Here is a 25,957-nt window from a genome sequence, read left to right on the forward strand (position 1 = left end):
AAAAAGGCGGCAGCGAATGTCGTCTTTTTTGCTGTTGACAAATTTTTTATTAAGATTATTTTGAAATTTATAAAAAAAACATGGTAAGCTAATCTCATGCGTTAAAATTGGTTTCTGACTCTACAGGACCTTTTTGCAAAATGTATTTAAGGGAGATGCATGGACATGGAAACAGCTTTAGTAAACCTCAATGAACTTGCCGAACAAGTAACTGGGCAGGTGGTGGAGTGGAGAAGGTATCTGCATAGCCATCCGGAATTATCCTTTCAGGAAGAAAATACAGCGCAATTCGTATATGACACACTTGCCGGATTCGGCGGGCTTGAGCTGTCGCGCCCGACAAAAACAAGCGTGATGGCCAGGTTGATTGGCAGCCAGCCAGGTAAGGTTCTAGCCATCCGCGCCGATATGGATGCACTGCCAATTACAGAGGAAAACGATTTCGAGTTCAAATCGAAGAATCCAGGCGTCATGCATGCTTGCGGCCATGATGGCCATACGGCGATGCTTCTCGGCACCGCAAAAGTTCTTGTCGGATTAAAAGACAGGATCAAAGGGGAAGTCCGCTTTTTGTTCCAGCATGCTGAAGAATTGTTCCCGGGCGGGGCGGAGGAAATGGTATCGGCAGGTGTCATGGATGGAGTTGACCTCGTCATCGGCACCCATCTTTGGTCGACGCTGCCATATGGCAAGGTAGGTGTTGTGTATGGTCCGATGATGGCGGCGCCAGACACGTTCTGGATAACGGTAACCGGAAAAGGCGGACACGCAGCACTTCCACATCAAACAATCGATTCAATTGCAGTAGCGTCACAGGTCGTGACGAACCTCCAGCACATTGTCTCCCGGAATACCGATCCGCTTGATAATCTTGTACTATCCGTTACCAAATTCGTCGGCGGGACGACCCATAATGTCATCCCGGGTTCTGTTGAAATGTGCGGAACTGTACGCAGCTTTGACCCACAGCTTCGTGAGTCAATGCCAGCTTTGATGGAAAGGGTCATTAAGGGAATTACCGAGGCCCATGGCGCGTCCTATGAATTTAAATACGAATTCGGTTACCGCCCGGTCATCAATGATGCCGAAGTGACAAAGGTAATTGAAGAGACCGTCCTTGAAGTATTTGGTGAAGAGGCACTCGACCTCATGAAACCGAATATGGGCGGCGAAGACTTCTCCGCTTTCCAGCAAAAAGCACCTGGTGCATTCTTCTATGTAGGAGCCGGAAACGAAGACAAAGGAATTGTCTATCCGCACCACCACGCACGCTTCACCATTGATGAAGACGCACTGGAAGTTGGCGTAAAAACGTTCCTTCATGCTAGTTTTAAGTTTTTGGGGTGAGGAGCAAGTTTAGGGTATGGCGAATAAGGTGTGCATTTGTAAGACGCTGATAAGCTTGTAATGCTGTTAATACTGTTAATGTGACCGTACGGGGCTTGTTCTCTGTACGGTTTTTGTTTCCGGAAATTTATTGGCAGTCCGCTCGATAAAATCAAGGTAATTTTTCGCGTTAGGTTTCTTGAAATAGGATAAGAGGCGGCTTGTAGTAACAAGTGGGGAAGGTTCTGTAGATGCATAGGCGGGGTAACTGCTCCAATCATAATCTTCAAGCTTTGATACCAAACCAGCCCTTAACGGATTCAGATGGATATACCTGCTAAGCTCCAGCTCATATTTTTTGTTTCCGACCAGGACTGCGTTGAACCTTTTATCAAACACGTGGCCTGTGTGGTGATGTTTTTTATTGAAATAAACGGCATAAGCCGAGTTAATATACTGCATGATTTTCCAGGGAGGCTGGTCTGCAGTTTCCAGTTGAAGGTGGACATGGTTTGGCATTATGCAAAACGCATGCAGTTGAAAGCCGAACCTGTTCTTTGCTGTTTCAAGGAACAACAAGTACATCACCCGATCATGGTCATCATGAAATAGCAGAGCTCTGCGGATCCCCCGGCATGTAATATGATACATCGCTCCGGGGAACCATTCACGGTTTTTCCTTGGCAAAAAAATCACTCCTAATGGTTATTTAGTGAAATGGAAAATTTGAAAACTTATTAATGGAGGGCAATTGGGGAGAACAGATTGTTTTGCTGAGTGGCTTTTAGTTCATCTTATCTTTTAATTTATTATTTGGCAAAAGTTTATTTTGCAGATGTCCGGTATAATAACTAGTTATTCGTGTGAAAAATTAAATTGTTGAAAAGGCCTAGTTATTTTAGGAATTTAAAAATGGAAGTACATGATGAAGACTAGTCAACTTTTTGTCAAAAAGGATGTTTTCCACTAGTGAATTATGACTAGATTTTAATTTTTATATAGTAGGCGTCTGACCCCTACTAGTTTTCTAACTGAAAATATAGTTATTTAACTAGGTAAGTACGCAAGGCAAACTAGTAATTTGCCCCCCAACTTGTTAAAAAAACAGTGAAAAAGTGCCATATAACTAACTAGTTATCCTCCCCACAAGAAAAACCCCAATACCACCCACCCGAAAGAATCCATACCAAACCCTTAAATTTGCATTCCCACACCCAAAATGGCACCATAATAGTTGCGTGTTTACCACTTTTTGCAAGGAGGACATAGAATGACAGCGAAACATTTGCAAGATACGGTTGAATTACATAATGGCGTGAAGATGCCATGGTTCGGACTCGGCGTTTTCAAGGTTCAGGAAGGCGATGAGGTTGTCCAGTCGGTCAAGGCCGCGATTAAAAACGGCTATCGGAGCATTGACACGGCGGCGGTGTACAAAAATGAGGAAGGCGTCGGACAGGGACTTCGGCAAGCTCTCAAAGAAACCGGACTCAAGCGAGAAGACCTTTTCATCACTTCGAAGGTCTGGAACAGTGACCAAGGCTATGACTCGACACTTAAAGCATACGAGGAAAGCCTGCAGAAACTCGGGCTTGAATATCTCGATCTATACTTAATCCACTGGCCTGTGAAAGGGAAGTACAAAGAAACTTGGCGCGCGCTGGAAACCCTTTATAAAGAAGGGCGTGTCCGTGCGATTGGGGTCAGCAACTTCCACGTTCACCACTTGAAGGATGTACTTGAAGATGCGGAAATCAAACCGATGGTCAACCAGGTTGAATACCATCCGCGCCTTACGCAAACAGAACTGCGCGCATTTTGCCGAGAGCAGGGCATCCAGCTTGAAGCATGGTCGCCGCTTGCCCAAGGCCAGCTTCTGAACGATGAAACACTCAAGAAAATTGCTGCTCAATACAACAAATCCGTTGCTCAAGTTATTTTGCGCTGGGATTTGCAAAACGAAGTCATTACGATTCCGAAATCCATTAACGAACACCGGATCATCGAAAACGCCGACATCTTTGATTTTGAACTGACAACAGAAGACATGGAAAAAATCAGCGGCTTGAACGAAGACAGCCGCGTCGGACCAGATCCCGACAACTTCGATTTTTAAAATGCAAAAAGGCCAACCCTATGGGAAGGCCTTTTTTCCATGATAAATAATAGTGATTAAAGTGCCAGGCACCTATGTGGGACGAAAAATGTCCCGATGGGGTGCCAGGCACTCTTTTTCCCAAATCGTTCTCACCCAAGCGCCCACACGGAAACGCTGCGCTCATTTACACGGAAACTTGCCCAGCCGTCTTCATTAATTGTTATTGTATCTTCCCGGTTGCCGGTGATGTCATTCCAGGTTTCGCCGGCGCGTTCTTCGCCGACGAACATTCTTTTTTCTCCTTCGTCGCCATTTGATAGGATCACCGCACAGCCAGATCCTTCAAATTCGTCAACGCCTTTTCTGATCCAGCCAATTGTATTCGGATGGTCAAAATAATCCTCCTGCTCACCGTAAGCCACTTTTTTACGTGCGTACAAAAGTGGGTCGATGGCTTTCTTTTTGCCAGGGCAGGGCGCAGGGCCGTCTATCCCATAATAGTCGCCATAGAACACACAAGGCAAGCCATCTTTTCTGAGCAAAATCAGTGCATAGGCGCTTTGCTTGAACCAGTCTTCCACCCACGATTCGAGTGACTCGTGCGGCTGGGAATCATGGTTGTCGACAAATGTAACCGCATGAGCGCCGTGCGACTGGACAAGCGTGTCATCAAAGATAGTCGTCAAATCAAAATCGCTGCCCTCAATGGATGCGATATGGAACTTGTAGTGGAGGGCGACGTCGAATAAATCGATATTGAAATCGACGGCATCAAGGAATTCCTGGCATGCATGCAAGTCGTATTTCCAGAACTCTCCGACAAAATAAAAATCATCGCTGCAATATTCATTCATCTGATGAACAAACTCGTTGATGAAGTGATAGTTAATATGCTTAATGGCATCAAGCCGGTAGCCGTCGCACTTCGTTGTATCCGCTAGCCATTTCCCCCAACGGATCATCTCCGCCCTGACATCCGGATGGTCGTAATCATAGTTGGCGAACATGAGATAATCATAGTTTCCGAATTCATCATCGACGTGGTCACTCCATGATTTGTGCTCACCCAAAATTCGAAAGATGCCGGTTCGTCCTGATTTCTCATCGAAATCCGTGCCATTGAAGTGTGTGTAATTCCATTTAAAGGATGAGTATTGGTCGGCGCGTCCTTGGAAATCAAAGCGCGTCCAGCCATGAATTTCGAACGGCTCGGAAATGACTTCGTTCCGGTTCAGTCCGTCGACTTCGACAACCTCGAATTTTTCCATCGCATCAGCGCCGGCCTTATGGTTCATGACGACATCGATATATACCTTCAGCCCGTTTTCATGGCAAGCGGAAATCGCTTCAAGAAGCTGATCCTTCGTTCCGTATTTCGTTTCAATGCTGCCTTTCTGATCAAACTCGCCTAAGTCATACAGGTCATACGGCGCATAGCCGGTGTCTTCCCGTGTGATGGCTTTTGTAACAGGCGGCACCCACACCGAATCAATTCCGATCTCCTTCAATTCAGGAGCCATTTCCCTTAACCGTTCCCAATGGTTCCCGTCAGCCGGCAAATGCCATTCAAAAAACTGCATCATTGTTAGATTCTCTTTCATTCCACTTTCCCTTCCCTACACCTTCATCTATTAAAAACCAACTAAGATTTAAGGTATTTACCCAATAGGCAAGCATGTTAACCTTTTCACCCATTTAAGTGAAGGGACTGAGCAAAAGCGCAGCCGTACATTTTACGGTGCGGGTATTCTCTGTTTAAGCAACCCATTGGCTGAAAAGGTTTGTTCATTCGCAAGAAGGGGTTTAGGTAAGAGAGGCATACGAATGCCTGTCCCAAATAGAGAAGGAAAATGGAAGCATAAGGAGGATATACATGACCGGAAAAGTTGAATTTTTGATTGATGCAAAAGCTGTGCTCGGCGAGGGTCCGTGCTGGGATGCGAGCAAAGGTATCTTATATTGGGTTGATATTGAGGGAAAAAAGCTGCATGTCTTCAATCCTGATACTGGGGAAGACCGGGAAATCGAAGTCGGCGAGATGATTGGAGCGGTAGTTCCGAGGGAAGCTGGCGGGACGGTGGTTGTCCTGGAAAGCGGATTTTATTTTCTCGATCCTGAGGACGGCAGCCTTGAGCAAATAAACGACCCGGAAAGCGACCTCGCCGATAACCGCTTTAATGATGGAAAGTGTGACCCGGCAGGCAGGTTCTGGGCGGGGACGTTGAATAAAAACGGTGACGAAAAGCAAGCATCTCTTTATTGCCTTGAGACGGATATGTCGGTCACCAGAAAATTAGGGAATCTTAGTATCTCAAATGGGCTAGCGTGGTCGCCGGACAATCAGTTTATGTACTTAATAGACACGCCAACAAGACAGGTTACAAGGTACCAATACAAATTGGAAAACGGGGAAATCAGTGAGCCTGAAGTCATCATTGAAATACCTGATGGGGAGGGATTTCCAGACGGGATGACGATTGATGAAGACGGTAACCTTTGGATTGCCCATTGGGGCGGAGGGAAAGTCACGAATTGGGATCCGATTACAGGGGAATTGCTTCAATCAATTGAACTCCCTGCCGTGAATGTGACTTCCTGTACTTTTGGGGGCGACGGCCTGCAGGACCTCTACATCACAACTGCGAGAAATGGAATGAGTGAAGCAGAACTAGAAGAGTATCCTCGTGCCGGAGGCCTTTTCAAAATCCGGACCGATACGAAGGGATTGCCAGCATACAAATTTAAGGGCTAGAAGAACGGGGCATATAACTTGCGTGAAGGTGGTAAAATTACCAACCGCATGGCTTTATGACAACTCCTGGTTCTCAATGGCAGCCCGAGTTTTACCCGTATCCTGACCTAGAAAAATAGCCAACATATAAAAATATTCAACACACCCAAGTTTACTTTTACCAAATTGAGGTAAATAGAGTAATAGATGCATATAATGTGGAAAAGTATGCAAAAAAGGGGGAAGTTGAATGCCGGTTTGGATCATTGCCGCGATTGGCGCGGTCCTTTTCTTAATTGTTGCCGAAGAAGCGGGTAACTTCCTATGGAAAAGATATGTTTTCGGACGACCTGAGAAGCGGCGCAGAAACTTTGATCGATTTATTCCAAGGCGGGTAAGGGAGTCGATCATCACCGAACGGTTGATTCTCGCACCCGGCAGATTGCTTGGAAGAATCGCTGTCAGAGCAGCTACATTCGTTAGAGCCGATCGTGCTTATGCCTATGTGTCAAGAATATTTTCAAGAATGAAGAGAAAACTGCTGTTTTTTGCAAAAAATGTTCTTAAAAGGTTTATTAGCATCCTTAAAGTGATCTTTTCGTTCCTTGTCAAGGCTGTCAGGTATTGTTTCGAAAGCGCGTCTGTACTCATTCGTAAATACAGAAAAAGCTCTTCCCATTTGTAGGGAGGAGCTTTTTCGTTTTTTTCAAAAGGTCAATGGGTGCAACATATCAAAATAAAGTTTAGCTTCCTCTTAACTCTTTCAACTTTTCAGCCATTTTGCCAGCGCCATCAATCATTCGAATGATTCCCTCATCGAGCGCTTTTTTCCATTTCGGGGCTTCTTCTTTAATTGTTTCGGTAGCTTTCCCAACTTCTTCCCTTAATTTTTCGGTTTGTTCAATGAGTTCCTTTTTCGAGAAGACCGAATCCTTTTCTTCGCCGGCAACTGTGATGCCAAACGTATCTTCTTTAAGGAATGGCCTTGCCTCTTGCATGATGGCCCTGAAGATGGGAGCTGTGCCTTGTGCCGCAGTGGTGGATAAATAATGCTCGCGGTCGGTGCGGTCGTAGCCAAGCCAGACGGCTCCGGCCACTTCAGGCGTATAGCCAGCAAACCATTGATCTTTCGTACCGTTTATATCGGCATAAGGCAGCTGGGTCGACCCGGTTTTCCCGGCAATGTCGAGTCCATTTACCTTCGCTGCTTTTCCTGTCCCGTTTTCAACGACGCCAAGGAGCATGGATGTCATAGTCTTTGCATCGGCGCGTGACATGACGCGGACGGATTTCTTTTTATGGCTGGCAATTTCATTACCCGTCGGCCCGACTATTTTGACAACGAAATGGCTGTCATACCGCTTGCCGTTATTTGCAAAAGCGGAATACGCCGAAGCGAGCTGAAGGGGGGAGATGCCGTGATGCATCCCGCCGAGCGCCAGTGCCAGGTTGCGGTCATCCTTTTGCACGGGGATCCCGAATTTTTCGACTGATTCAGCGCCTTTCGAAACGCCGATTTCATTGAGAAGCCAGACAGTCGGCACATTGAGTGACTGCTCAACCGCTTTGTACATTGGCACTTTTCCTGAATAAGTCCTTGTGGCGTTCTGTGGCTTGTACGTACCGAAGGAGATCGGTTCGTCAACAAGCTCGGATTCAATCGAATAGCCTTCCTTAAGCGCAGGAGCATAAACAGCCAGCGGCTTCATCGTCGAACCAGGCTGGGCCTTCAGCTGGGTCGCGCGGTTAAAGCCACGGAAAACATGCTCGCCCCGTCCGCCGACAACCCCCATGACACCCCCTGTTTCAGGCGAAACGAGGACAGCCCCGCTTTGGACGATTTGTCCTCCGCGGCCGCGCGGGAAGAGCCAGTCCCGGCTGTAAACCTTCTCCAGTGCAGTCTGCAAATTTGGATCCAACTCTGTGTAGATCCGGTAGCCCCGCGTCAGAATTTCATCCTGTGTCAGGCCGTATTCCCGAATGGCCTCATCAAGGACCGCATCAACATAATACGGAAATTTCCGTTTAATTCTCGACCCGCGGCCATCGCCTAGGTTGATTTTGTCTTTGATGGCTTTTTCGTATTCAGCTTTGGATATCTTGTTCAATTCCTTCATTTTGCTGAGCACAATATTTCGCCGCTTTAACGCTCTGTCGTAGTGGTTGTATGGATCATAAGCGTTCGGCGCCTGAAGCAGCCCGGCCAGGACAGCCGCTTCGCTTATCGTGACATTTTTAATGTCTTTGTTAAAATATCGCTCGGAAGCGGTCCCGATGCCCCAAGCCCCGCTCCCGAAATAAACTTGGTTCAGGTACATTTCAAGGATTTCATCTTTTTTGTACACTTTTTCAAGTTTTGCGGCGAGGAAAAGCTCCTCGGCTTTCCGGCGGTACGTCTGTTCAGGGGAGAGAAGGGCATTTTTTGCAAGCTGCTGGGTGATGGTGCTACCGCCGCCCGTAATCCTGCCCGCAAACAAATTACTGAAAAATGCTCGGGCAATCCCTTTTATATCAAAACCGTTATGCTCATAAAAACGTTCGTCCTCAATAGACGTAATCGCATCTTTTACATGCTGCGGCATCTGATCGATCTTTGCTCCGCCAATTCGGTTTGCGGTTACCTCTGCCGCCTTTTGCTCGTATCGATCATAAATGACCGTCGACTGGCTAAGCCCCTCCTTGAGTGACTCAACATTCGCCCGGGTCGCAAGCCAGGCGAAGAATAAAATCGTCAGTAAAAAAGCAACCAACGCAATCAGCAATAATATTTGTGTTAGATGCCGTCTTTTCCAAAAACGGCGAATTTTTTCCCAATAGGGACGTAATCTTTCCATATCGTTCAACCTTCAATCTTTTATATGGTTATAGCAGAAGAATAACAAAAAGTGGGGAAAATAGAAACGTGGACAATCTTCCAATGTTGGAAAGAGGTATCCTTTCCTCATGAAAAGGGGCTAGGCTTAAGAAGCCCCTTACCTGCAAAATAATAGATTTTACCTAGCTGGCTCGTCCCGGGGAATCCAATCCTGGGCCCAGCGGACAAGCTCTTTGATCGCCGGCGTAAGCTGCATCCCTTTTTCTGTCAGTGAATATTCTACTCGGACCGGCATGCCAGAGATGGCTTTGCGCGCAATCAAGCCCTCCTCCTCAAGCTCTTTCAGCCGCTCCGTCAGGACCTTCGCGCTGACAGGCAGGACCGACTCCATTTCCGAAAAACGCTGGGTGCCGTACATGAGTTGATAAAGAATCAAGGTCGTCCACCTTTTTCCGATCAATTGCATCGCTTTTTCAACTCGCGGGCATAGTTCGAACTTTTCCATTCCATCGACTCACCTCAATGGCACTATTATACTCTTTTTCAGCTGTTTTGCAGCAAAACGGCGCTCATTACGCATAATTAAAAAGCAGCACCCATTAATCGGGTGCCGCTTCCGTTTCTCCTGCCGGATATTACCAGTGGTGCGCTTTCGCATTGCTCCTCAGGATAATATCCGTCTGTGACATTTTCGTTTGGCCGTTCAGCTGGGATTTCGTGTGCTTCCGGCTTTGGAACGCCTGGTGAAAAAGACCTGACCGCGGATCAAGATAATCCTTGTAGCTCATTTTATCACCTCAACGCAGGATTTTTGAAACGTGGCATCAACACGATACCATTACTTATCTTTCCAAGAAATCGGTAAATTAAGACGTGAAAAGCATTTTTTTGCAAAAGGGGGCTGTTATGCCTCATGTTGGGACAGTAAGCCAGATTCTAGGCATCAAGCTGTCTCCAGATACCCGGAGTTCGGACAGTTAGTAGGGATTTTGGTACGGGGCAGTCCCAAGTTATCTGGCGTTGGGACAGTAAGCCAGGTTCTAGGGATCAAGTTGTCCCAAGTTACCCGGAGTTCGGACAGTTAGCAGGGATTTTGGTACGGGGCAGTCCCAAGTTATCTGGCGTTGGGACAGTAAGCCAGGTTCTAGGCATCAAACTGTCCCAAGTTACCTGATGTTGGGACAGTAAGCCAGGTTCTTTGCATCAAACTGTCCCAAGTTACCCGGTGTCGGGACAGTAAGCTAGGATTTTTGCATGAAGCTGTCGCAAGTTACCCAATGTTGGGATAACAGGACGGGATTTTTGCATGAAACTGTCCGAAGGCATTCAAGGTCCAGACAGCGCACCATAAATCGGCTTCTTGCTTAGTCCGATTTTTCTTTTGCAAAAAGCTTCCATCAATAGTTGATACATTAAAACGGGCATGTAAGCACCATTCATGGTATAGTAAAAAGAAAATTTAGTGATTTGTACTGGTTGGGAAGGTGAGACGATGGAAAATAACTCAAAGACAAATAACAGCAGCCTTCCGCTCAGGCGGGATGTAAAAATGCTTGGCCACATTCTAGGCGAGATTCTCCTTTATAACGGAGGACGTGAACTATTCGAGACTGTCGAAAAGATCAGGTTGATGTGCAAGGTGCTGCGCGAGTCATTCGAAACGACAATTTATGAAGAATTGAAACGGGAAATTGCCGGGCTCGAGCCTGAAATTCGGAAACAGGTGATTCGGGCGTTTGAGGTGTATTTCCATTTGATCAATATTGCTGAGCAGAATCACCGGATCCGCAGGCGGCGTGAATACCAGCTCCAGGAAGAAGCGAATAAGCAGCCCGGTTCGATTGAGAATGCGGTTCATTCAATGAAGGGGCATGACATTACAGCGGATGTCATTAAAAAGGTTCTTGACGGGATGTCGCTTGAACTCGTGATTACGGCGCATCCGACCGAGGCGACGAAGCGCTCAATCCTTGAAATTCAGAAGAGGATCGCCGACTTGTTAAAAAACCTCGACAATCCTCTTACGTCCAACAAAGAGCGCGAGAAAATTTTAGGCAGCCTGTATAACGAAGTGTCTGCACTCTGGCAGACAGATGAGCTTCGTGACCGTAAGCCGACGGTCATTGATGAGGTCCGGAACGGGCTTTATTATTTTGACCATACGTTGTTCGACGTCTTACCAGATATTCATGAAGAGGTGGAGGACTGCCTGGATGTGTATTACCCGGATCATGATTGGAACGTTCCGACATTCCTTCGTTTCGGATCGTGGATTGGCGGGGACCGGGACGGCAATCCTCACGTCACCGCGGATGTAACTTGGGATACTCTGATCCGGCAGCGCAGGCTTGTCTTGAAGAAATACAAAGATGTCCTAATAGAGCTTATGAGGCGCTTCAGCCATTCGACCGCCCTAATTAAAGTCAGTGATGAACTGATTGATTCGGTGCGCCGGGATGAAATGAAATTTTTGCCGCCCGAAAAACGATGGACCGTTACGGAAGAACTATACCGCCGCAAGTTTGCCATCATGATTGAAAGAATCCGGCAAGTGGGGGAGACAGAGACGGGCTACAGGACTTCAGAAGAACTGCTTGCCGACCTGCATCTCATTCGAAGAAGCGTCTATTTGCACCACCCAGAAAACCGGGAATTGAAACTGCTTGAAAAGCTGATCAGGCAAGTAGAGTTATTCGGTTTCCACCTCGCCACGCTTGATATACGAAACCATAGCGGCGAGCACGAGGCGGCAATTGCGGAAATCCTTCGTAAAGTCCGGATTGCCGAGGACTACAGGACGATGCCAGAGGAAGAAAAACAGGCGTTATTGCAAAAGTTGCTTGAAGACCCGCGGCCGCTTCTTCTTTTGCATGAAGATTATTCGCACGAAACACAAGAAATGATTAACGTATTCCAATTGATTAAAAGGGCGCACGAGGAATTCGGGAAACAGTCAATTGCGGTTTACCTCGTCAGCATGACCCAATCGGTAAGTGACCTGCTTGAGGTTCTTGTTCTCGCAAAAGAGGCGGGGATTTACAGGCTGCATGTGGACGGTTCGATCGAATCCGACTTGCATGTCGCACCGCTCTTAGAAACAATCGACGACTTGACTGCAGGCCCGAAAATCATTGAAACACTTTTCAATATGCCTGTGTACCGTAATCATCTTGAAAAGCTGGGCAACTGCCAGGAAATTATGCTTGGTTATTCAGACGGCAGCAAGGATGGCGGCACATTGACCGCGAACTGGAAGTTATACAAAGCCCAGCTTGAAATTCACAAGATGGCAAGGAACTATCATGTCGGCCTTAAGTTCTTCCATGGCCGCGGGGGTTCGCTCGGCCGCGGTGGCGGTCCGCTGAACAGGAGCCTTTTATCCCAGCCGGCGGAAACCTTCGGAGACGGCATCAAGATTACCGAGCAGGGCGAAGTATTGTCCTCACGCTACCTTCTGGAGGACATCGCTTACAGGAGCCTTGAACAGGCAACGTCGACCATGCTCGAAGTAGCAGCGCACGTTTCGAAAGAATCCGAACAGGATTTTAGGGATGAACGGTATGTACAAGCCATCGAGGAAATTTCTGCGGTGTCATACGCAAAATATCAATCGCTTGTTTTTGAGGATCAAGATTTTCTAACTTATTTCAATCAAGCTACTCCCCTGTACGAACTCGGTGAGTTGAATATCGGTTCGCGTCCGATGGCGCGAAAAAACAGCGCTAAATTCGAAAACCTGCGCGCCATTCCGTGGGTATTCGCCTGGACGCAAAGCCGCCAGCTGTTACCGGGATGGTATGCGGCCGGCACAGGGTTGGAAAGTTTCGCGAAAAAGAGCGGAGAAAACCTTGCCTTGCTGCAAGAAATGTATGAAAAGTGGCCGTTCTTCCGGTCCACCATCGACAATCTGCAGATGGCACTCATGAAAGCGGATATGACAACTGCGAGGGAATACGCGGCGCTCGTCCAGGACAACGAAATCCGGGCGAGGATCTTTGGGAATATTGAAGAAGAATACAAGCGGACAAAGAAAGTTCTGCTTGCGATTTCAGGGGACAGCGAGCTGCTCGACCATTCCCCGAATATCAAAGATTCTGTCCGGCGCAGGAACCCGTACGTTGACCCGCTGAACTTCATTCAAATTGAACTGATCAAGGAGCTTCGGAATATGGAAGAGCCGGATGAGGAATTGATGACTGAGGTTTTGCTGACCATTAGCGGGATTGCGGCAGGGTTAAGGAATACCGGTTGATTCAAAACAAAAGAGGAAGCTTATCCATTAAGGAGGCTTCCTCTTTTGCATTTTACGCTTGCTTTTGGTAATTCAAATCCCATGTAATGCCGAACTCGTCGCGCACTTTCGCGTATTTTGCCCCCCAGAATGTATCCTGAAGCTCCATAAAGACGCTGCCGTTTTTGGAAAGTGCCTCGTAAGCGTTTGTGATTTCCTCGTCGCTTTCAAACTCTAGTACGAGGGAGACGTTACCGCCGACTGTGACATCTCGGCCTGGTGCTGCGTCCGAAACCATGATGACAAGCTCGCCAACCTTTAGACGGCCGTGAATCAGCAGGTCATCCGCTCCGGGCGGGGTGGGGAAGTCGGCTTCCCCGTAAGTTTTCAGCTGCTCCAAGTCGCCTCCAAAGATTTCTTTATACTTCTCCAATGCAGCTCTTGCCTGTCCGTTAAAGCTTAAATAAGGTGTAATAACTTGTTTCAATTACTTCACTCCTCACAAATTTACTCCATACTAACATTTCTCTAATAAGTTTGTTAATCCTGCCTCACACTAAGAAAAAATAATTGGTAGGGCAGGGGATCGTTTTGGCAAAAATATTTTCAATACTGATTTTTGGACTCGTTCTTCTTTTTCCATCGCAAACTTACGCAGCAAAGAAAATCCCGATCTTGATATACCATTCCATTGCTGAATACCAGGGCAGTGGCCAAAAAGAACTGTATGTAACGCCGGAAAATTTTCAAAAGCAGATGGAGTACTTGAAAGAAAATGGCTTTACTCCGCTGACATTTGAGCAATGGGGCGAAGTTGACCGCATCCCAAAGCCGATTTTTATCACTGTCGACGACGGCTATAAAAACAATTTGAACATACTGACAACCTTCAATAGGCTCCGGGATACATCTTTCAAGCCGGCTGCCACACTTTTTGTCATTTCGGACTTTATTGGCAACCCGAACCGCCTGTCACAAGCCGACTTGCGTACACTTTCAGCGAGCAGGATGTTTTCCATCCAGTCACACACGGCAACCCATCCGGATTTAACAAAAACATCAAATCTTCAACACGAGCTTGAGGGCTCGAAGCTGAAGATCGAACAGATTACCGGGAAACCGGTCATAGCCTTATCTTACCCGTACGGAAACACGAACCGGAAAGTACTTGAAGAAACGAAGAAGTACTATCAGTTCGGGTTAAGCACAACTCCGCAGGTATTTATCCAAGAAAACAAGCTGAATGAGAACTTTACACTTCCAAGATTGTATGTGAAATATTCGACGACACTGGCCGATTTTGCAAAAATTGTCCTTGGCCAATGATGAGGAACAATCCACAGGAACACGCGGTGAGTTGCAGAGAGCAAGCTGCCTGCAAAGCTAATAAATTCAATCCACTTATCCAACGTGATAAGATGGACACTAGAATAGAGATACTTGGAGTGTGATGGAATGCAAAGGGACCAGTTGGATATTAAGCTGATTGCGCTGGACATGGACGGAACGCTTCTGGATGACAATCTTGAAGTGTCCGCAGAAAACCGTCAGGCAATCAGAGAGGCAGAGGAAAAAGGAATCAAGGTTGTGTTAAGTACCGGACGGAATCTGACGACATGCCGGGATTATGCCGTTTCCTTGCAATTATCCTCCTACCTGGTGACGATCAATGGTGCGGAAATTTATGGGCCTGAGGGTGAACTTGTCGAGCGCAACCCAGTCAGCCTGCCGCTCATGCAGTGGATGTTCGATGTATCAAAAAAGCACAACACAAACTTCTGGGCGATCAGCACGACTGACATATTCCGGAACAGGATGCCAAAAGCAATCGATCAACACGAATGGCTGAAATTCGGTTTCGATATTCCGGATGATGCTGTAAGAGAAACTGTCCTTGGGCTGCTCCGGGAAAAAGGCGAGCTTGAAATCAGCAACTCAAGCCCGACCAACCTTGAAGTAAATGCGGTCGGCATCAATAAAGCCGTCGCGCTGAATAAAGTCTGCGAGAAGCTCGATATCAAGATGGAAAATGTCATGGCGGTTGGCGACAGCCTCAATGACATTTTAATGATAAAAGAAGCGGGCGTCGGCGTCGCAATGGGCAATGCACAGGATATCATCAAGCAGGAAGCGGATTGGGTAACGGTTAGCAACAATGAATCCGGGGTCGCCAAAGCAATCAGGGAATGGGTTTTGTAGATTTTTTGTCTAAGAAAATGGCTCGGAGTAAACTCCAAGCCATTTTCCTATTTATTCGTGTGTTTTAGGTTGTGCGATCGCGTTTGGCGTGGGTTATGCGACAACCAAGGTGGATTTTGGAGGGGATGCTGTCGCATAGCCTTGTCTTATGGGACAACAAACGGGTAAAACTTGGTGTTTCTGTCGCATAGCCTTGCCTTATGCGACATCGCCGGCATAAAAAACGATGTTTCTGTCGCATAGCCTTGCTTTATGCGACACCGCCGACGTAAAAATCGATGGTTCTGTCGCATAGCCTTGTCTTATGCGACACCGCTTTCGTAAAAATCGGTCGTTCTGTCGCATAGCCTTACCTTATGCGACATCGCCGTCGTAAAAATCGGTGTTTCTGTCGCATAGCCTTGCTTTATGCGACACCGCCGACGTAAAAATCGATGGTTCTGTCGCATAGCCTTGTCTTATGCGACACCACCGTCGTAAAAATCGGTCGTTCTGTCGCATAGCCTTGCTTTATGCGACACCGCCGACGTAAAAATCAGTGTTTCTGTCGCATAACCTTGCTTTATGCGACACCGCCTTCGTAAAAATCGGTGTTTCTGTCGCATAGCCTTGCTTTATGCGACACCGCCTTCGTAAAAATCGGTGTTTCTGTCGCATAGCCTTGGCTTATGCGACATCGCCGACATAAAAAACGATGTTTCTGTCGCATAGCCTTGCCTTATGCGACACCACCGTCGTAAAAATCGTTCGTTCTGTCGCATAACCTTGCCTTATGCGACATCACCGGCGTAAAAAAAAGATGGTTCTGTCGCAAATCGTTGTCAACTCGCAATTCTATTAATTTAGCCTGACATCCTCATCAGCCGCTCGTTCGTCATATCCGTTAGCAGCTGATTATTCAGCGCGCTGGCCATTTTTTGGGTCATATCGAGGACGCGCTTCAGGCCTTCTTTATATCCCCGTTTAATTGCCAATTCGTCACAGCGGATTTCGCACTCGACGTTATGCTGATCTTTTTCAACCGGATGCTCGATATGGCCGAGTTCGTGCCAGATGATCGCTTCCTTCACTTCGGGGTCTGAACAGAAATTATTATAATCATAAACAACAATAAACCAGTCGATGCCAGGGATCATGGACTTGTAGAACATCGTCAGCAGGCGCGTATCAATTCCGGCAAGCTCAAGATAGTGGCCGCTTTTCAAGCCATACACATGCAGAATCGTTTCCTTTCCTTCCAGAATGACAACCTTTCCTGTCAAGCCGTAACGGACACTGTCCAGTTCTTCGCAAAAGCAAATCATGATGTTTTCCCCCATTTTCGTTTTTCTCTGTTATCATTGTTAAATATATATTCAACTTTTAAACAATCTGTACGGAAAAAAGTATTTGAGCCATTATACAATAGCGAAAACGTTTTCAAGAAGAGTAAATTTTGTGAATTTTCCAAATAAATAACTTGACAAAATAGAAAAGAGATGAGGGGGGAAAGAAAGTATGATTTTCCGCTGGCTCTTAACGAATGGTTTGACTATACTTGTAATCATGTCGGTAAGCATCTATCGAGGGTATGATTCCAATGCCGTGCTTTTTGGCAAGCTGCTCGGCCAGGGAGCATTCATTTTGTTCCTCGTCAATCTCAATATGTATTTTGTTTTCCTATTAATCAGGAAAAGCAGGATTCGCGACGTAAAAGTGAGTCTCGCCAAAACTTCAAAGAAAATGATGAAATACCATGTGCCATTTGCGGTCACGGCTACGTTGCTCATCCTAACCCATGCAATGTTTATGGGGTACGCACATTTTGGCAGCCTCTTTCAGGCAAAAACGGCCAGCGGCGCAGTTGCTATTCTTGTGCTTAGCGTTTTGTTGTACAGCGGCTACCGGAGGAGACAAAAAGCAACGGGTAAGCGACGTAAATTTCATTACACAATGGCGTTCATTTTTATCGCGTTTGCTTTAGGGCATATATTTTTGTAAAAGGGGAGATAGAAGGTGGAGGAAAAAGTCATTGTCTACACAACCAATGATTGCATTGAATGCACGATGGTCAAAAGCGTGCTTAAAGAAGAGGGGATTCCGTTTGAGACAAGAGACATCAGCGTTGACGCCGGTTTCCAAAAAGAGGTTGAGCGCTACGGCTATCTTGGTGTACCCGTCACGGTTTTCAGTGGCAAAGCTGTAAAAGGGTTCACAAATGATTTGAAAGAAATCATTGCGCTTGCCAAAACAAAGGCCATATAGAAAACTCTCATCGAGTTGTCTAAAACGGGCAAAAGCCTTCCTTAGCACTAGGCTCGGGGTTATCCTAATGTAGGACTAATAGTGTTATAAAATTATTTTGCAAATGAAACCGTCCGCCATACAGCGCGGAACGGGCTTTTCGAATTTCATTTTGCCATGGGAGTTTTAATATGTATCAAACATTCACAATGAAAGAAAAAATCAAACAAATTTCCATTATGCTCATTCCGATTCTGATTACCCAGCTGGGAATGTTTTCGATGGTGTTTTTCAGCACGATCATGTCGGGAAAATACAATCCGTCCGACCTGGCGGGAGTGGCGATTGGGTCATCGATCTGGAATCCGGTTTTCATCGGTTTGAGCGGAATTCTTCTCGCTGTCTCGCCGATCGCCGCCCAGCGGTTTGGCGAAAAGAAGAATCATGAAGTATCGTCAATCCTGTCACATGGGATTTATCTTGCCCTGGCGATTGCCGTGATTGTCATCGCAGTCGGAGCGTTGATCCTGAATCCGCTCTTAAACGCCATGGACCTTGATCCGCGCGTCCATAAAACGGCCCATCACTATCTTATCGGCCTCAGCCTCGGAATTATTCCGCTGTTCATCTTCAACGTGCTGCGCTCGTTCATTTATGCGCTTGGCAAAACCAGAATGGTCATGGTCATTCTTTTGATGGGGCTTCCAGTCAACATTTTTTTAAACTATTGTCTCATTTTCGGGAACCTTGGGTTTCCGGAACTCGGCGGGGCAGGGGCTGGAATCGCCACATCGGTCACTTATTGGGTCATCGCCGGAATCACTGCTTTTTTCATCATATCAAAAGAGCCATTTTCGGCTTATGTTTCACTTGAGGCTTTTAAAAATTTCTCTCGCGCAAAATTCGCCGAAATCCTAAAAATCGGTGTCCCGATGGGCATGTCGGCTTTTTTTGAAACGAGCATGTTCGCGGTTGTCACCATCTTGATTTCACGCTTCAGTGTCACCACCATCGCTGCGTACCAGTCCGCGCTGAACATCGTTTCCTTCCTGTACATGGTCCCGATTTCGATTTCGATGGCACAGACGGTTCTAGTTGGGTTCGAGGTTGGTGCGCGCAGATACCGGGATGCCAAGGCGTACAGCTGGCTCGGAATTTACCTCGCCGCCATCATTGCGACCGGGACGGGGATTCTTGTCGTGCTATTCCGTGATCAGGTCGCCGCTCTGTATTCGAATGATGCCGCCGTCATTGCGCTAACGGCTTCGTTCCTCATTTACGCGCTGTTTTTCCAGATTGCCGATGCGATCCAGGCGACAGCAATGGCCGCGCTTCGCGGCTACAAGGATGTCAATCCGGCGTTTGTCATGACGCTCGTATCCTATTGGCTCATCTGCCTGCCAACCGGCTATTTCCTCGCCCATAACACCGGATTGGGCGCGCCGGGTTATTGGATTGGCTTGACGATCGGTTTACTCGTGGCAAGCATCGTCCTGTCCGCACGGCTTATTTATATCCAGAAAAAGAAATTTATCCAGACAGATCAGCTTGCCGAAAGCCTTTAACCCATTGACGGGTTAGAGGCTTTTTTTTGTTGGGAAAACCCGGGAAATCGCTGCTTGCCGTCAGTCTGGAGTGGGTTAACTGTCACTCAAAACCTGGCAGCGTGACACTTCCCTGGCAAAAATCGTTTTTACTGTCACGCAAACCCCCAATACGCGAGAGAGACTTTGCCAAAAAGCGTATAAACTGCATCGTAAATCCAGTTCACAAAAGTTAGCTGATCAACGGCAATTCCAATGTCAAGAAAACGTCCATTCTGATTCGAGACCACACCCCCGAGGTAAAGCAGCCACACAAAAACCCCCACTCCTAAAAATTTTAAAAAACCTCTTCCATTTTGCCAAAGCTTGGCATATAATCAACTGTATTACGAGTAATAGTACACCTAGTACAGATAGGGGGTCATCATGTTCGATCTTGACCTGAGGAGCCGGAAGCCGATTTATGAGCAGCTCGTTGAGAAGATGAAGGAACTGATTACGACAGAAGTCCTTAAGACCGATGAGCAGCTGCCGTCTGTCCGGACGCTTGCCCAGGAGCTGACGATTAATCCGAATACAATCCAGAAAGCGTACCGGGAGCTGGAGGTACAGGGGTTCATTTATTCGCTGAAAGGCAAGGGCAGTTTCGTGAATCCCATTGCAAAAGGGACTGAGAAAGAAAAGATTTCAGAATTGATGCAGGAATTGGAAAAGCTTGTTTTGGAGGCTTTGTATCTTGGCGTGACGGTCGAAGAATTGAAAGCCCTGATTATAGAAACAGATGCCAAAAAGGGGGCGAACTAAAATGATTCAGATGAAAAAAATAGAGAAAGCATTCAATCATCAACCTGCACTCAGGAAGGTTGACTTACATATCAATCGAGGCTCTGTTTACGGACTGATCGGGTCGAATGGCGCGGGAAAGACGACTGTGATCAAGCTATTGGCAGGCATTTACGAACAGGACAACGGCGAGGTCACCATTGATGGCAAGGCTGTTTACGGAAACATTTCTTTGAAGAACCGCATCTTTTACATACCGGACCAGCCGTATTTTTTGCGGCAGTACACAACAAAACAAATGGCGAGGTTTTACCGAAGCCTGTATAGCAACTGGAACGAGGAGCGTTACGATAAGCTGCAAGAAGCATTTGATATAAATGTAAATAAGAAAATCCATACCTTTTCAAAAGGCGTCCAACGCCAAGTAGCTTTCTGGCTTGGATTATCGACGATGCCCGAGCTGTTAATCCTTGATGAGCCGATGGACGGCCTCGATCCGGTCGTCAGGAAAAAGGTAAAGAACCTGCTCATCCAGGACGTGGCCGAACGGGAAATGACGATTGTGGTCTCATCGCACAATTTGCGAGAGATTGAGGACTTTTGCGACCATGTCGGGATCCTTCATCAAGGCCGGCTGCTATTGGAAAAGGACATTGACGACTTGAAATCGGATGTGCATAAAATTCAGCTCGCGTATAAAGACGGGGTTCCGGAAGGGCTTCTTCCGCAACTGAATGTGCTTCATTCCGAAAAACGCGGCAGTATCCTGCTTTTAATCGTCAGGGGAAATGAAGAGGATATCGTCCGTTCAATCCGGAAAACAAATCCGGTCGTTTTCGACTGGCTTTCCTTGACACTGGAAGAAATTTTCATCTACGAAATGGGGGATATCGGCTATGCCATCAAGAATGTCATTGTTTAATCGGGATTTATTCCTCCAGATCGGAAGGAATGTCGGTTGGATTTCAATCGTTTATTTCCTTGGGCTGTTGTTCGTGCTGCCGATCAGGATGATGATGATGATGGACAGTGAATCGGCTTATACCGAATGGACGCCTTATACCCATCTGTTCCAGTACGATTTCGCCATTCAATTTATCCTGCTCATCGCCGCGCCCGTGCTGCTGTCAGTCTTTTTATTCCGTTTCCTCCAGGTGAGGCAGTGGGTGGATCTGATGCACAGCCTGCCCGTAGGCAGAGAACGGATCTTTCATTTTTATACACTTTCCGGAATCGTCTTTCTTTTGCTCCCGATTATCCTCATCGCCGTGATCCTCATGTTTTTGCACAATGTAACCGGCTGGAGCAATTTTTACAGCTATGAAGATATATGGGTGTGGACTGGGATTACAGCTGTTTTCAACCTAGTTATCTATTTTGCCGGCGTCTTTGTCGCGATGGTGACTGGCATTTCGGTTGTCCAGGCTGTCCTGACGTATATTTTTCTCTTATTCCCGGCGGGCATCTCGGTTTTATTGACTTACAATCTGGGCATGCTTCTTTACGGTTTTCCAAGCAGCTATTACCAAATCAGGAAGCTGGAACTCATGTCGCCGATTACCCATTTCACGTTTTTAGAAAGTCCGGACGGCAAGATTGGCTGGAAATCCCTTCTGCTTTATCTAGCCATTTCGGCCATTTTATACGTGCTGGCCTTGCTGATTTACAAAAAAAGAAAGACGGAAGCCGCATCTGAAGCGATTGCCTTCGGTTCTCTAAGAGCAATCTTCAAGTTCGGCGTGACTGTCTGTACGATGATGGTTGGCGGTCTGTACTTTGGTGAATACCAGCGGACGTTCGGCTGGCTTGTGTTCGGATACGCGTTCGGGACAGTGCTAGGCTATTTTGTCGCCGAAATGGTTCTGCAAAAAACGTGGCGGGTGTTCAGCCTGTTGAATTTACGCAGCTTCGCTGTCTACAGCGGCATCATTGTTCTTTTGCTAACGGGGGTTCAGTCGCTTGGAGCTTATGAAAAATACGTTCCAGTACAGGACGAGATTAAGAGTGTCACACTGGCAAACTATATTTACTCATCACCGGAAGAAAATGCCCTCTATACAGCCGACCCGTTAAAAAGCAGTGAGGCGGTTGAATCGGTCAGGAAGCTGCACGCTGAAATCATTGTCAATGAAAAAGGGAACAAACGGGATTTGCGCAATACTCAATCCTTCTATTTCATTTATGAAAAAACGGACGGGAAAAAGACCGTCAGAGAATACCGGATCAATCAGCTTGCATATGAAAAATGGCTCAGGCCCATCTACATGAGCAACGAGTATAAACATGCAACAAACCCTCTTTTCAAAATAAAGGACGATTCAGTACGCCGTATTAGCATAAGAGATGGCGTAGACATAGGAAAATCTGTCGTCATTGCTGATCAAACTGAAATACGGGATGCGATGGAAATTTTGAAAAGAGAAGTGGAAAACGAAACATATGAAGAATGGAAATCTCCAATTGGAACGTCCACAACGATTGAAATAATGTCCAAAGCGGATCAATTCAATCTAGAATTGAAATCATCTTATATGGAATTCCGCGGCTGGCTGAAGGAAAAAGGGCTGTTGGAGCAAGCGACCATCATGCCAAAAGATATAAACTACATCCTAGTTTCCAAGAACTTTGCTGACACAGCTGACTGGCGGGACAAAGGGGATCCGGAGGAATGGCTGATCAGGCCGCTGGAAAAAGATTCCGAAACGTTGAAAATCAAAAATAAAGAGCAAATCCAGGCAGCACTGGATCAGGCTGGCTACGACTGGTACCAGGGCGGAGATTATATGGCTCTTTTTGTGTATAAACAAAGCAACACAAAGGAAATAAGGACTTTTAGTGAAAAGAATGCGCCTGGTTTTATAAAGACGCATTTTGCGAAATGAGAGGGGGATGAAGGATGGCGGAACTAGATTTTAACGAGCTGTATGCAACCTACTCCCAAAGAATGCACCAAATCGCTTACAGCATAATCAAAGACAGCTATCTTGCCGAAGATATCGTACAAGAAAGCTTTCTGAAAGCATTTAATAAAATGGATACGATCCAAGATCTCACGAAAGTCGGGGCTTGGCTTTCCGCTGTAGCAAGGAGGACGGCAATCGATTTCGTCAGGGGGGAGCAGCGGAAACGCTGGCTCCCGGCTGACCAGACTGTGATGGAACAGAAGATTACCGAAAAAGGTGTATCGGAGTCGACAGAGAAGAAATTCGACTTCATCCTCCTCCAGGAAGATGTGCGCGAAGCACTATTCGGGATGGCCCCCGACTATCGGAAGGTGATGATTTTAAGAGTCGACTTCGGATTGAAGGAGCCAGAAATAGCCTCGAGGTTGAATCTGAAGTCAGCAACGGTCAGGACAAGGCTTTACCGGGCAAGAAAACAGCTCAGGAAAGCGATGTTGGAGAAATATCCCGCTTAAATTCATAGATTAGGAGACTATAAAATGATTACGATAAAAAATCTGTCCCATCAGTTTGAAATCGGGAAAAAGGGGAGCAAGACGATTATCCCTGTCCTAAAGGATATTTCTTTGACTGTCAACAAAGGGGAAATCGTGACCGTTGTCGGCAGAAGCGGCTCAGGGAAATCGACTCTATTAAACTTGGTGAGCGGCTTTATCCGGCCAACACAGGGCGAAATTGTCATTGACGGAACGGTTGTAACGAATTTGAGTGAAGCGAAGTTCGCCGATTTCCGAATAAATAAATTAGGTTTCATTTTTCAAAGCTTTCAATTGATTCAGAGCATGACAGCTTACGAGAATGTTGAACTTCCGCTAGTTTTGCAAGGAATGGGCGAAGCAGAGCGGAAAAGAAAAACCGAAGAAATGTTGGCAAAAGTCGGCCTGCTCGAGTATAAGGACCATTATCCAGGCGAGCTTTCAGGCGGGCAGCAGCAGCGCGTCAGTATTTCAAGGGCGCTCGTCGTCAATCCGCCGATTATCCTCGCTGATGAACCAACCGGGAGCCTAGATAGTGAAACAGAAGAGGAGCTACTTGAATTCATCGTGCAGCTGAACGAGGAGATGGGGATAACCTTCTTAATTATCACTCATGATGAGCAGGTCGCAAGAATGGGTCACCGGTCGATTGAACTTCGCGATGGCAAGGTATTAGAGGAGGAATTTGCATGAAATTGAAAGATCAGTTCCGGTTCGTCCGGCAAAATATGAAAAAGAGCAAAACGAGAATCTTTATGACCATCCTTGCCGCAGCGATGGGTACCGCTTTTTTGATTGTCCTGGCTTCGGTTGGCTTCGGCCTTCATTCTTCCATTGTGAAGGAGATTACCGGGAGGCAGATTGTTACCGAGATTCAAGTACATGGGAAACAAAATGAAGAAAGTGGTTTTCAGGGCATTTCCGATGAGGATATTGCCAAGTTTGAAAAAATGGGAAACGTCAAGTCGGTGGTTAGAAGGAAAAGCCTCCAGCAGGACGGGATTTTCCGATTGGGGAACTATGAAGCGTACAACAAGACCGTCGTCGCCCATATGCCTTCCGAATTGAAGGCAGGCTTTGAACTTGCGGAAGGGCGTGTGGCTGAAAAAGACAATGAAATCATTCTCGGCTACAACTTTATCGATGGGTTTCTCCCGAACGACACTGATGGGGAGCAACTGTATGATAATAAAGGCAGATTAATAGATGAGTTCAAGTTCAAAGATTCACTGATAGGGAAAACACTGACGATGACCGTCAACAAGATGGAGGACGGCAAAGAAGTTGAAAAAACGTTTGACGTAACGGTAGTAGGAATTAGGAAACAACCGACGAAGGAATGGGTGTTTGACCGGACGGTGTTTATTTCAGACGGGTTGTTGAAGCAGATTGAAGAGTTCACTGGTACGCCGAGGGGGGCGGTAATGGATCCCGCCAATCAAAATGACGACGGTTTCGTGCTGCCCGCCTACGATGAAGTAAAAGTGTATGCAACAAACCTTGAAGCAGTCAAAGGCATTACGGAGAAGCTCGAAAAAGACGATTATATGACATACTCCGTTCTGAAAGAGCTGAAAGAAGTAGACTTGATTTTCACGATTGTAAAGGCCGGCTTGATCTTCATCGGAACAATCGCAGTATTGATCGCGTCCATCGGCATTTACAACACGATGACAATGGCAGTGACCGAACGCTCGCAAGATATCGGCATCATGAAAGCCATCGGCGCCAACCCGAAAACGATAAAAAGCATCTTCCTGCTTGAAAGCTCATATATTGGCATCATCGGGGCCTTGATAGGGACGGCGGTTGCTTATTTAATCAGCTTTGCTGTCAATTTAGGGATCCCGTTAATCATCCAGCAGGCCTTTGGCGAAGAGCCGCCGAAGGGCTTGACATTCAGCAGCATCCCATGGACTTTGCCGGTCATCAGCTTTGTGATTTGTTATGTCGTCACAATCCTGTCCGGGCTGCGTCCGGCCCAGCGCGCAACGAAGGTGGATGTGCTAAGTGCGTTGAGACGGGAAGTTTAATAGGTAAGAGCACCCAGTTTTGATTTGGTGGTGCTCTTTTTATATTCATTTTGTTTTCATGTGGCTGGGGCTTTGTAAACATAAGGGGGTTGTAAAGGGCTTGTTTTTGCAAAAAAGCTTTTGAATGGAGTTGTTTAGACTGATGGGGCTGGCGGAGAATCCTAGATTGTCGTCTGAACATGGCGGCTTCGGACAGCAGGGTGCAAAGAATCCTAGTTTTCTGTCCGAACGTAGGGTGACTTCGGACAGCCGGCGCCCTGGAAATAGGTTTCCTGTCCGAACATGAGGTGCCTTTGGACAGCCGGTACGTAGAATCGTATTTTCCTGTCCGAACATTGGTTGTCTTCGGACAGCTGGTGTGTAGAAACGTAGTATACTGTCCGAACATGGGGCGTCTTCGGACAGCCTGGGCGTAGAATCGTAGTTTTCTGTCCGAACATGGGGCGTCTTCGGACAGCAGGTGCGTAGAATCGTAGTTTTCTGTCCGAACAAGGCTCGTCTTCGGACAGCTGGTGCGCATAATTGTAGTTTCCTG

General features: G+C 46.8%; 23 protein-coding genes. 16 read left to right on the forward strand and 7 right to left on the reverse strand.

The window, feature by feature from the left end:
* Nucleotides 1-165 precede the first annotated feature (165 nt).
* Complete coding sequence (locus tag D1B31_RS14975; protein WP_118921787.1) at nucleotides 166-1,347, forward strand: M20 family metallopeptidase; 1,182 nt, start codon at nucleotides 166-168, stop codon at nucleotides 1,345-1,347.
* Nucleotides 1,348-1,422: 75 nt separating this feature from the next.
* Here D1B31_RS14975 and D1B31_RS14980 read toward each other — a convergent pair whose 3' ends face one another.
* Nucleotides 1,423-2,013 carry a transposase gene (locus D1B31_RS14980; protein ID WP_240035278.1) on the reverse strand — a complete coding sequence of 197 codons (591 nt, stop codon included), beginning with the start codon at nucleotides 2,011-2,013 and terminating at the stop codon, nucleotides 1,423-1,425.
* 583 nt (nucleotides 2,014-2,596) lie between these two features.
* On the opposite strand from D1B31_RS14980, the gene D1B31_RS14985 reads away from it, so the two are divergent.
* A complete protein-coding gene (locus tag D1B31_RS14985; protein WP_118921789.1) occupies nucleotides 2,597-3,442 on the forward strand; it encodes an aldo/keto reductase in 846 nt (281 codons plus the stop codon).
* A gap of 131 nt (nucleotides 3,443-3,573) precedes the next feature.
* Here the strand turns inward: D1B31_RS14985 and D1B31_RS14990 are convergent, their stop codons facing one another.
* A complete protein-coding gene (locus D1B31_RS14990; RefSeq protein WP_118921791.1) occupies nucleotides 3,574-5,025 on the reverse strand; it encodes an alpha-amylase in 1,452 nt (483 codons plus the stop codon).
* A 272-nt stretch (nucleotides 5,026-5,297) separates the two neighbouring features.
* Here D1B31_RS14990 and D1B31_RS14995 point away from each other — a divergent pair, with 272 nt between their 5' ends.
* Both D1B31_RS14995 and D1B31_RS15000 read left to right on the forward strand, forming a co-directional pair.
* The gene (locus D1B31_RS14995; protein WP_118921793.1) at nucleotides 5,298-6,176 is read left to right on the forward strand and encodes an SMP-30/gluconolactonase/LRE family protein; all 879 of its coding nucleotides are present in this window, start codon (nucleotides 5,298-5,300) and stop codon (nucleotides 6,174-6,176) included.
* Between the two features lie 229 nt (nucleotides 6,177-6,405).
* Nucleotides 6,406-6,840, forward strand: coding sequence for a hypothetical protein (locus tag D1B31_RS15000; protein ID WP_118921795.1), 435 nt, complete (start codon nucleotides 6,406-6,408; stop codon nucleotides 6,838-6,840).
* A gap of 58 nt (nucleotides 6,841-6,898) precedes the next feature.
* Here the strand turns inward: D1B31_RS15000 and D1B31_RS15005 are convergent, their stop codons facing one another.
* From D1B31_RS15005 to D1B31_RS15015, 3 genes are all read right to left on the reverse strand, one after another.
* Complete coding sequence (locus tag D1B31_RS15005; RefSeq protein ID WP_118921797.1) at nucleotides 6,899-8,989, reverse strand: transglycosylase domain-containing protein; 2,091 nt, start codon at nucleotides 8,987-8,989, stop codon at nucleotides 6,899-6,901.
* A 159-nt stretch (nucleotides 8,990-9,148) separates the two neighbouring features.
* Nucleotides 9,149-9,475, reverse strand: a complete 327-nt coding sequence (locus D1B31_RS15010) for a winged helix-turn-helix transcriptional regulator (RefSeq protein WP_118921799.1) — start codon at nucleotides 9,473-9,475, stop codon at nucleotides 9,149-9,151.
* Between the two features lie 130 nt (nucleotides 9,476-9,605).
* Nucleotides 9,606-9,758, reverse strand: a complete 153-nt coding sequence (locus tag D1B31_RS15015; RefSeq protein WP_082036363.1) for a YpzG family protein — start codon at nucleotides 9,756-9,758, stop codon at nucleotides 9,606-9,608.
* A gap of 704 nt (nucleotides 9,759-10,462) precedes the next feature.
* Here D1B31_RS15015 and ppc point away from each other — a divergent pair.
* A complete protein-coding gene (gene ppc, locus D1B31_RS15020; protein ID WP_118921801.1) occupies nucleotides 10,463-13,222 on the forward strand; it encodes a phosphoenolpyruvate carboxylase in 2,760 nt (919 codons plus the stop codon).
* A gap of 52 nt (nucleotides 13,223-13,274) precedes the next feature.
* Here the strand turns inward: ppc and D1B31_RS15025 are convergent, their stop codons facing one another.
* A complete protein-coding gene (locus D1B31_RS15025; RefSeq protein WP_118921803.1) occupies nucleotides 13,275-13,688 on the reverse strand; it encodes a VOC family protein in 414 nt (137 codons plus the stop codon).
* A gap of 104 nt (nucleotides 13,689-13,792) precedes the next feature.
* Between D1B31_RS15025 and D1B31_RS15030 the strand changes: the two genes are divergently transcribed.
* Together D1B31_RS15030 and D1B31_RS15035 are read left to right on the forward strand one after the other, a co-directional pair.
* On the forward strand, nucleotides 13,793-14,527 hold the full coding sequence (locus D1B31_RS15030) for a polysaccharide deacetylase family protein (RefSeq protein ID WP_118921805.1): 735 nt from the start codon (nucleotides 13,793-13,795) through the stop codon (nucleotides 14,525-14,527).
* A 129-nt stretch (nucleotides 14,528-14,656) separates the two neighbouring features.
* The gene (locus tag D1B31_RS15035) at nucleotides 14,657-15,400 is read left to right on the forward strand and encodes a Cof-type HAD-IIB family hydrolase (RefSeq protein ID WP_118921807.1); all 744 of its coding nucleotides are present in this window, start codon (nucleotides 14,657-14,659) and stop codon (nucleotides 15,398-15,400) included.
* A gap of 842 nt (nucleotides 15,401-16,242) precedes the next feature.
* Here D1B31_RS15035 and D1B31_RS15040 read toward each other — a convergent pair.
* Entirely contained in the window at nucleotides 16,243-16,704 is a 462-nt protein-coding gene (locus D1B31_RS15040; protein WP_118921809.1) for a hypothetical protein, read from the reverse strand.
* Nucleotides 16,705-16,897: 193 nt separating this feature from the next.
* On the opposite strand from D1B31_RS15040, the gene D1B31_RS15045 reads away from it, so the two are divergent.
* From D1B31_RS15045 to D1B31_RS15085, 9 genes are all read left to right on the forward strand, one after another.
* A complete protein-coding gene (locus D1B31_RS15045) occupies nucleotides 16,898-17,380 on the forward strand; it encodes a hypothetical protein (RefSeq protein WP_240035279.1) in 483 nt (160 codons plus the stop codon).
* 15 nt (nucleotides 17,381-17,395) lie between these two features.
* Entirely contained in the window at nucleotides 17,396-17,644 is a 249-nt protein-coding gene (locus D1B31_RS15050) for a glutaredoxin family protein (protein ID WP_118921811.1), read from the forward strand.
* 170 nt (nucleotides 17,645-17,814) lie between these two features.
* Nucleotides 17,815-19,188, forward strand: a complete 1,374-nt coding sequence (locus tag D1B31_RS15055) for an MATE family efflux transporter (protein ID WP_118921813.1) — start codon at nucleotides 17,815-17,817, stop codon at nucleotides 19,186-19,188.
* Between the two features lie 405 nt (nucleotides 19,189-19,593).
* The gene (locus tag D1B31_RS15060) at nucleotides 19,594-19,971 is read left to right on the forward strand and encodes a GntR family transcriptional regulator (protein ID WP_118921816.1); all 378 of its coding nucleotides are present in this window, start codon (nucleotides 19,594-19,596) and stop codon (nucleotides 19,969-19,971) included.
* Between the two features lies 1 nt (nucleotide 19,972).
* Nucleotides 19,973-20,872, forward strand: coding sequence for an ABC transporter ATP-binding protein (locus tag D1B31_RS15065; RefSeq protein ID WP_118921818.1), 900 nt, complete (start codon nucleotides 19,973-19,975; stop codon nucleotides 20,870-20,872).
* Nucleotides 20,847-22,832, forward strand: coding sequence for a DUF6449 domain-containing protein (locus D1B31_RS15070; RefSeq protein WP_118921820.1), 1,986 nt, complete (start codon nucleotides 20,847-20,849; stop codon nucleotides 22,830-22,832). Before D1B31_RS15065 ends, D1B31_RS15070 begins: the two co-directional genes overlap by 26 nt.
* A gap of 14 nt (nucleotides 22,833-22,846) precedes the next feature.
* Complete coding sequence (locus D1B31_RS15075) at nucleotides 22,847-23,368, forward strand: RNA polymerase sigma factor (protein WP_118921822.1); 522 nt, start codon at nucleotides 22,847-22,849, stop codon at nucleotides 23,366-23,368.
* Between the two features lie 24 nt (nucleotides 23,369-23,392).
* A complete protein-coding gene (locus D1B31_RS15080) occupies nucleotides 23,393-24,082 on the forward strand; it encodes an ABC transporter ATP-binding protein (protein ID WP_118921824.1) in 690 nt (229 codons plus the stop codon).
* Nucleotides 24,079-25,422, forward strand: coding sequence for an ABC transporter permease (locus D1B31_RS15085; protein WP_118921826.1), 1,344 nt, complete (start codon nucleotides 24,079-24,081; stop codon nucleotides 25,420-25,422). Before D1B31_RS15080 ends, D1B31_RS15085 begins: the two co-directional genes overlap by 4 nt.
* Nucleotides 25,423-25,957: the final 535 nt, after the last annotated feature.

Origin of the sequence: Neobacillus notoginsengisoli (assembly GCF_003515685.1) — a bacterium.
Classification (GTDB): domain Bacteria; phylum Bacillota; class Bacilli; order Bacillales; family Cytobacillaceae; genus Bacillus_D; species Bacillus_D notoginsengisoli.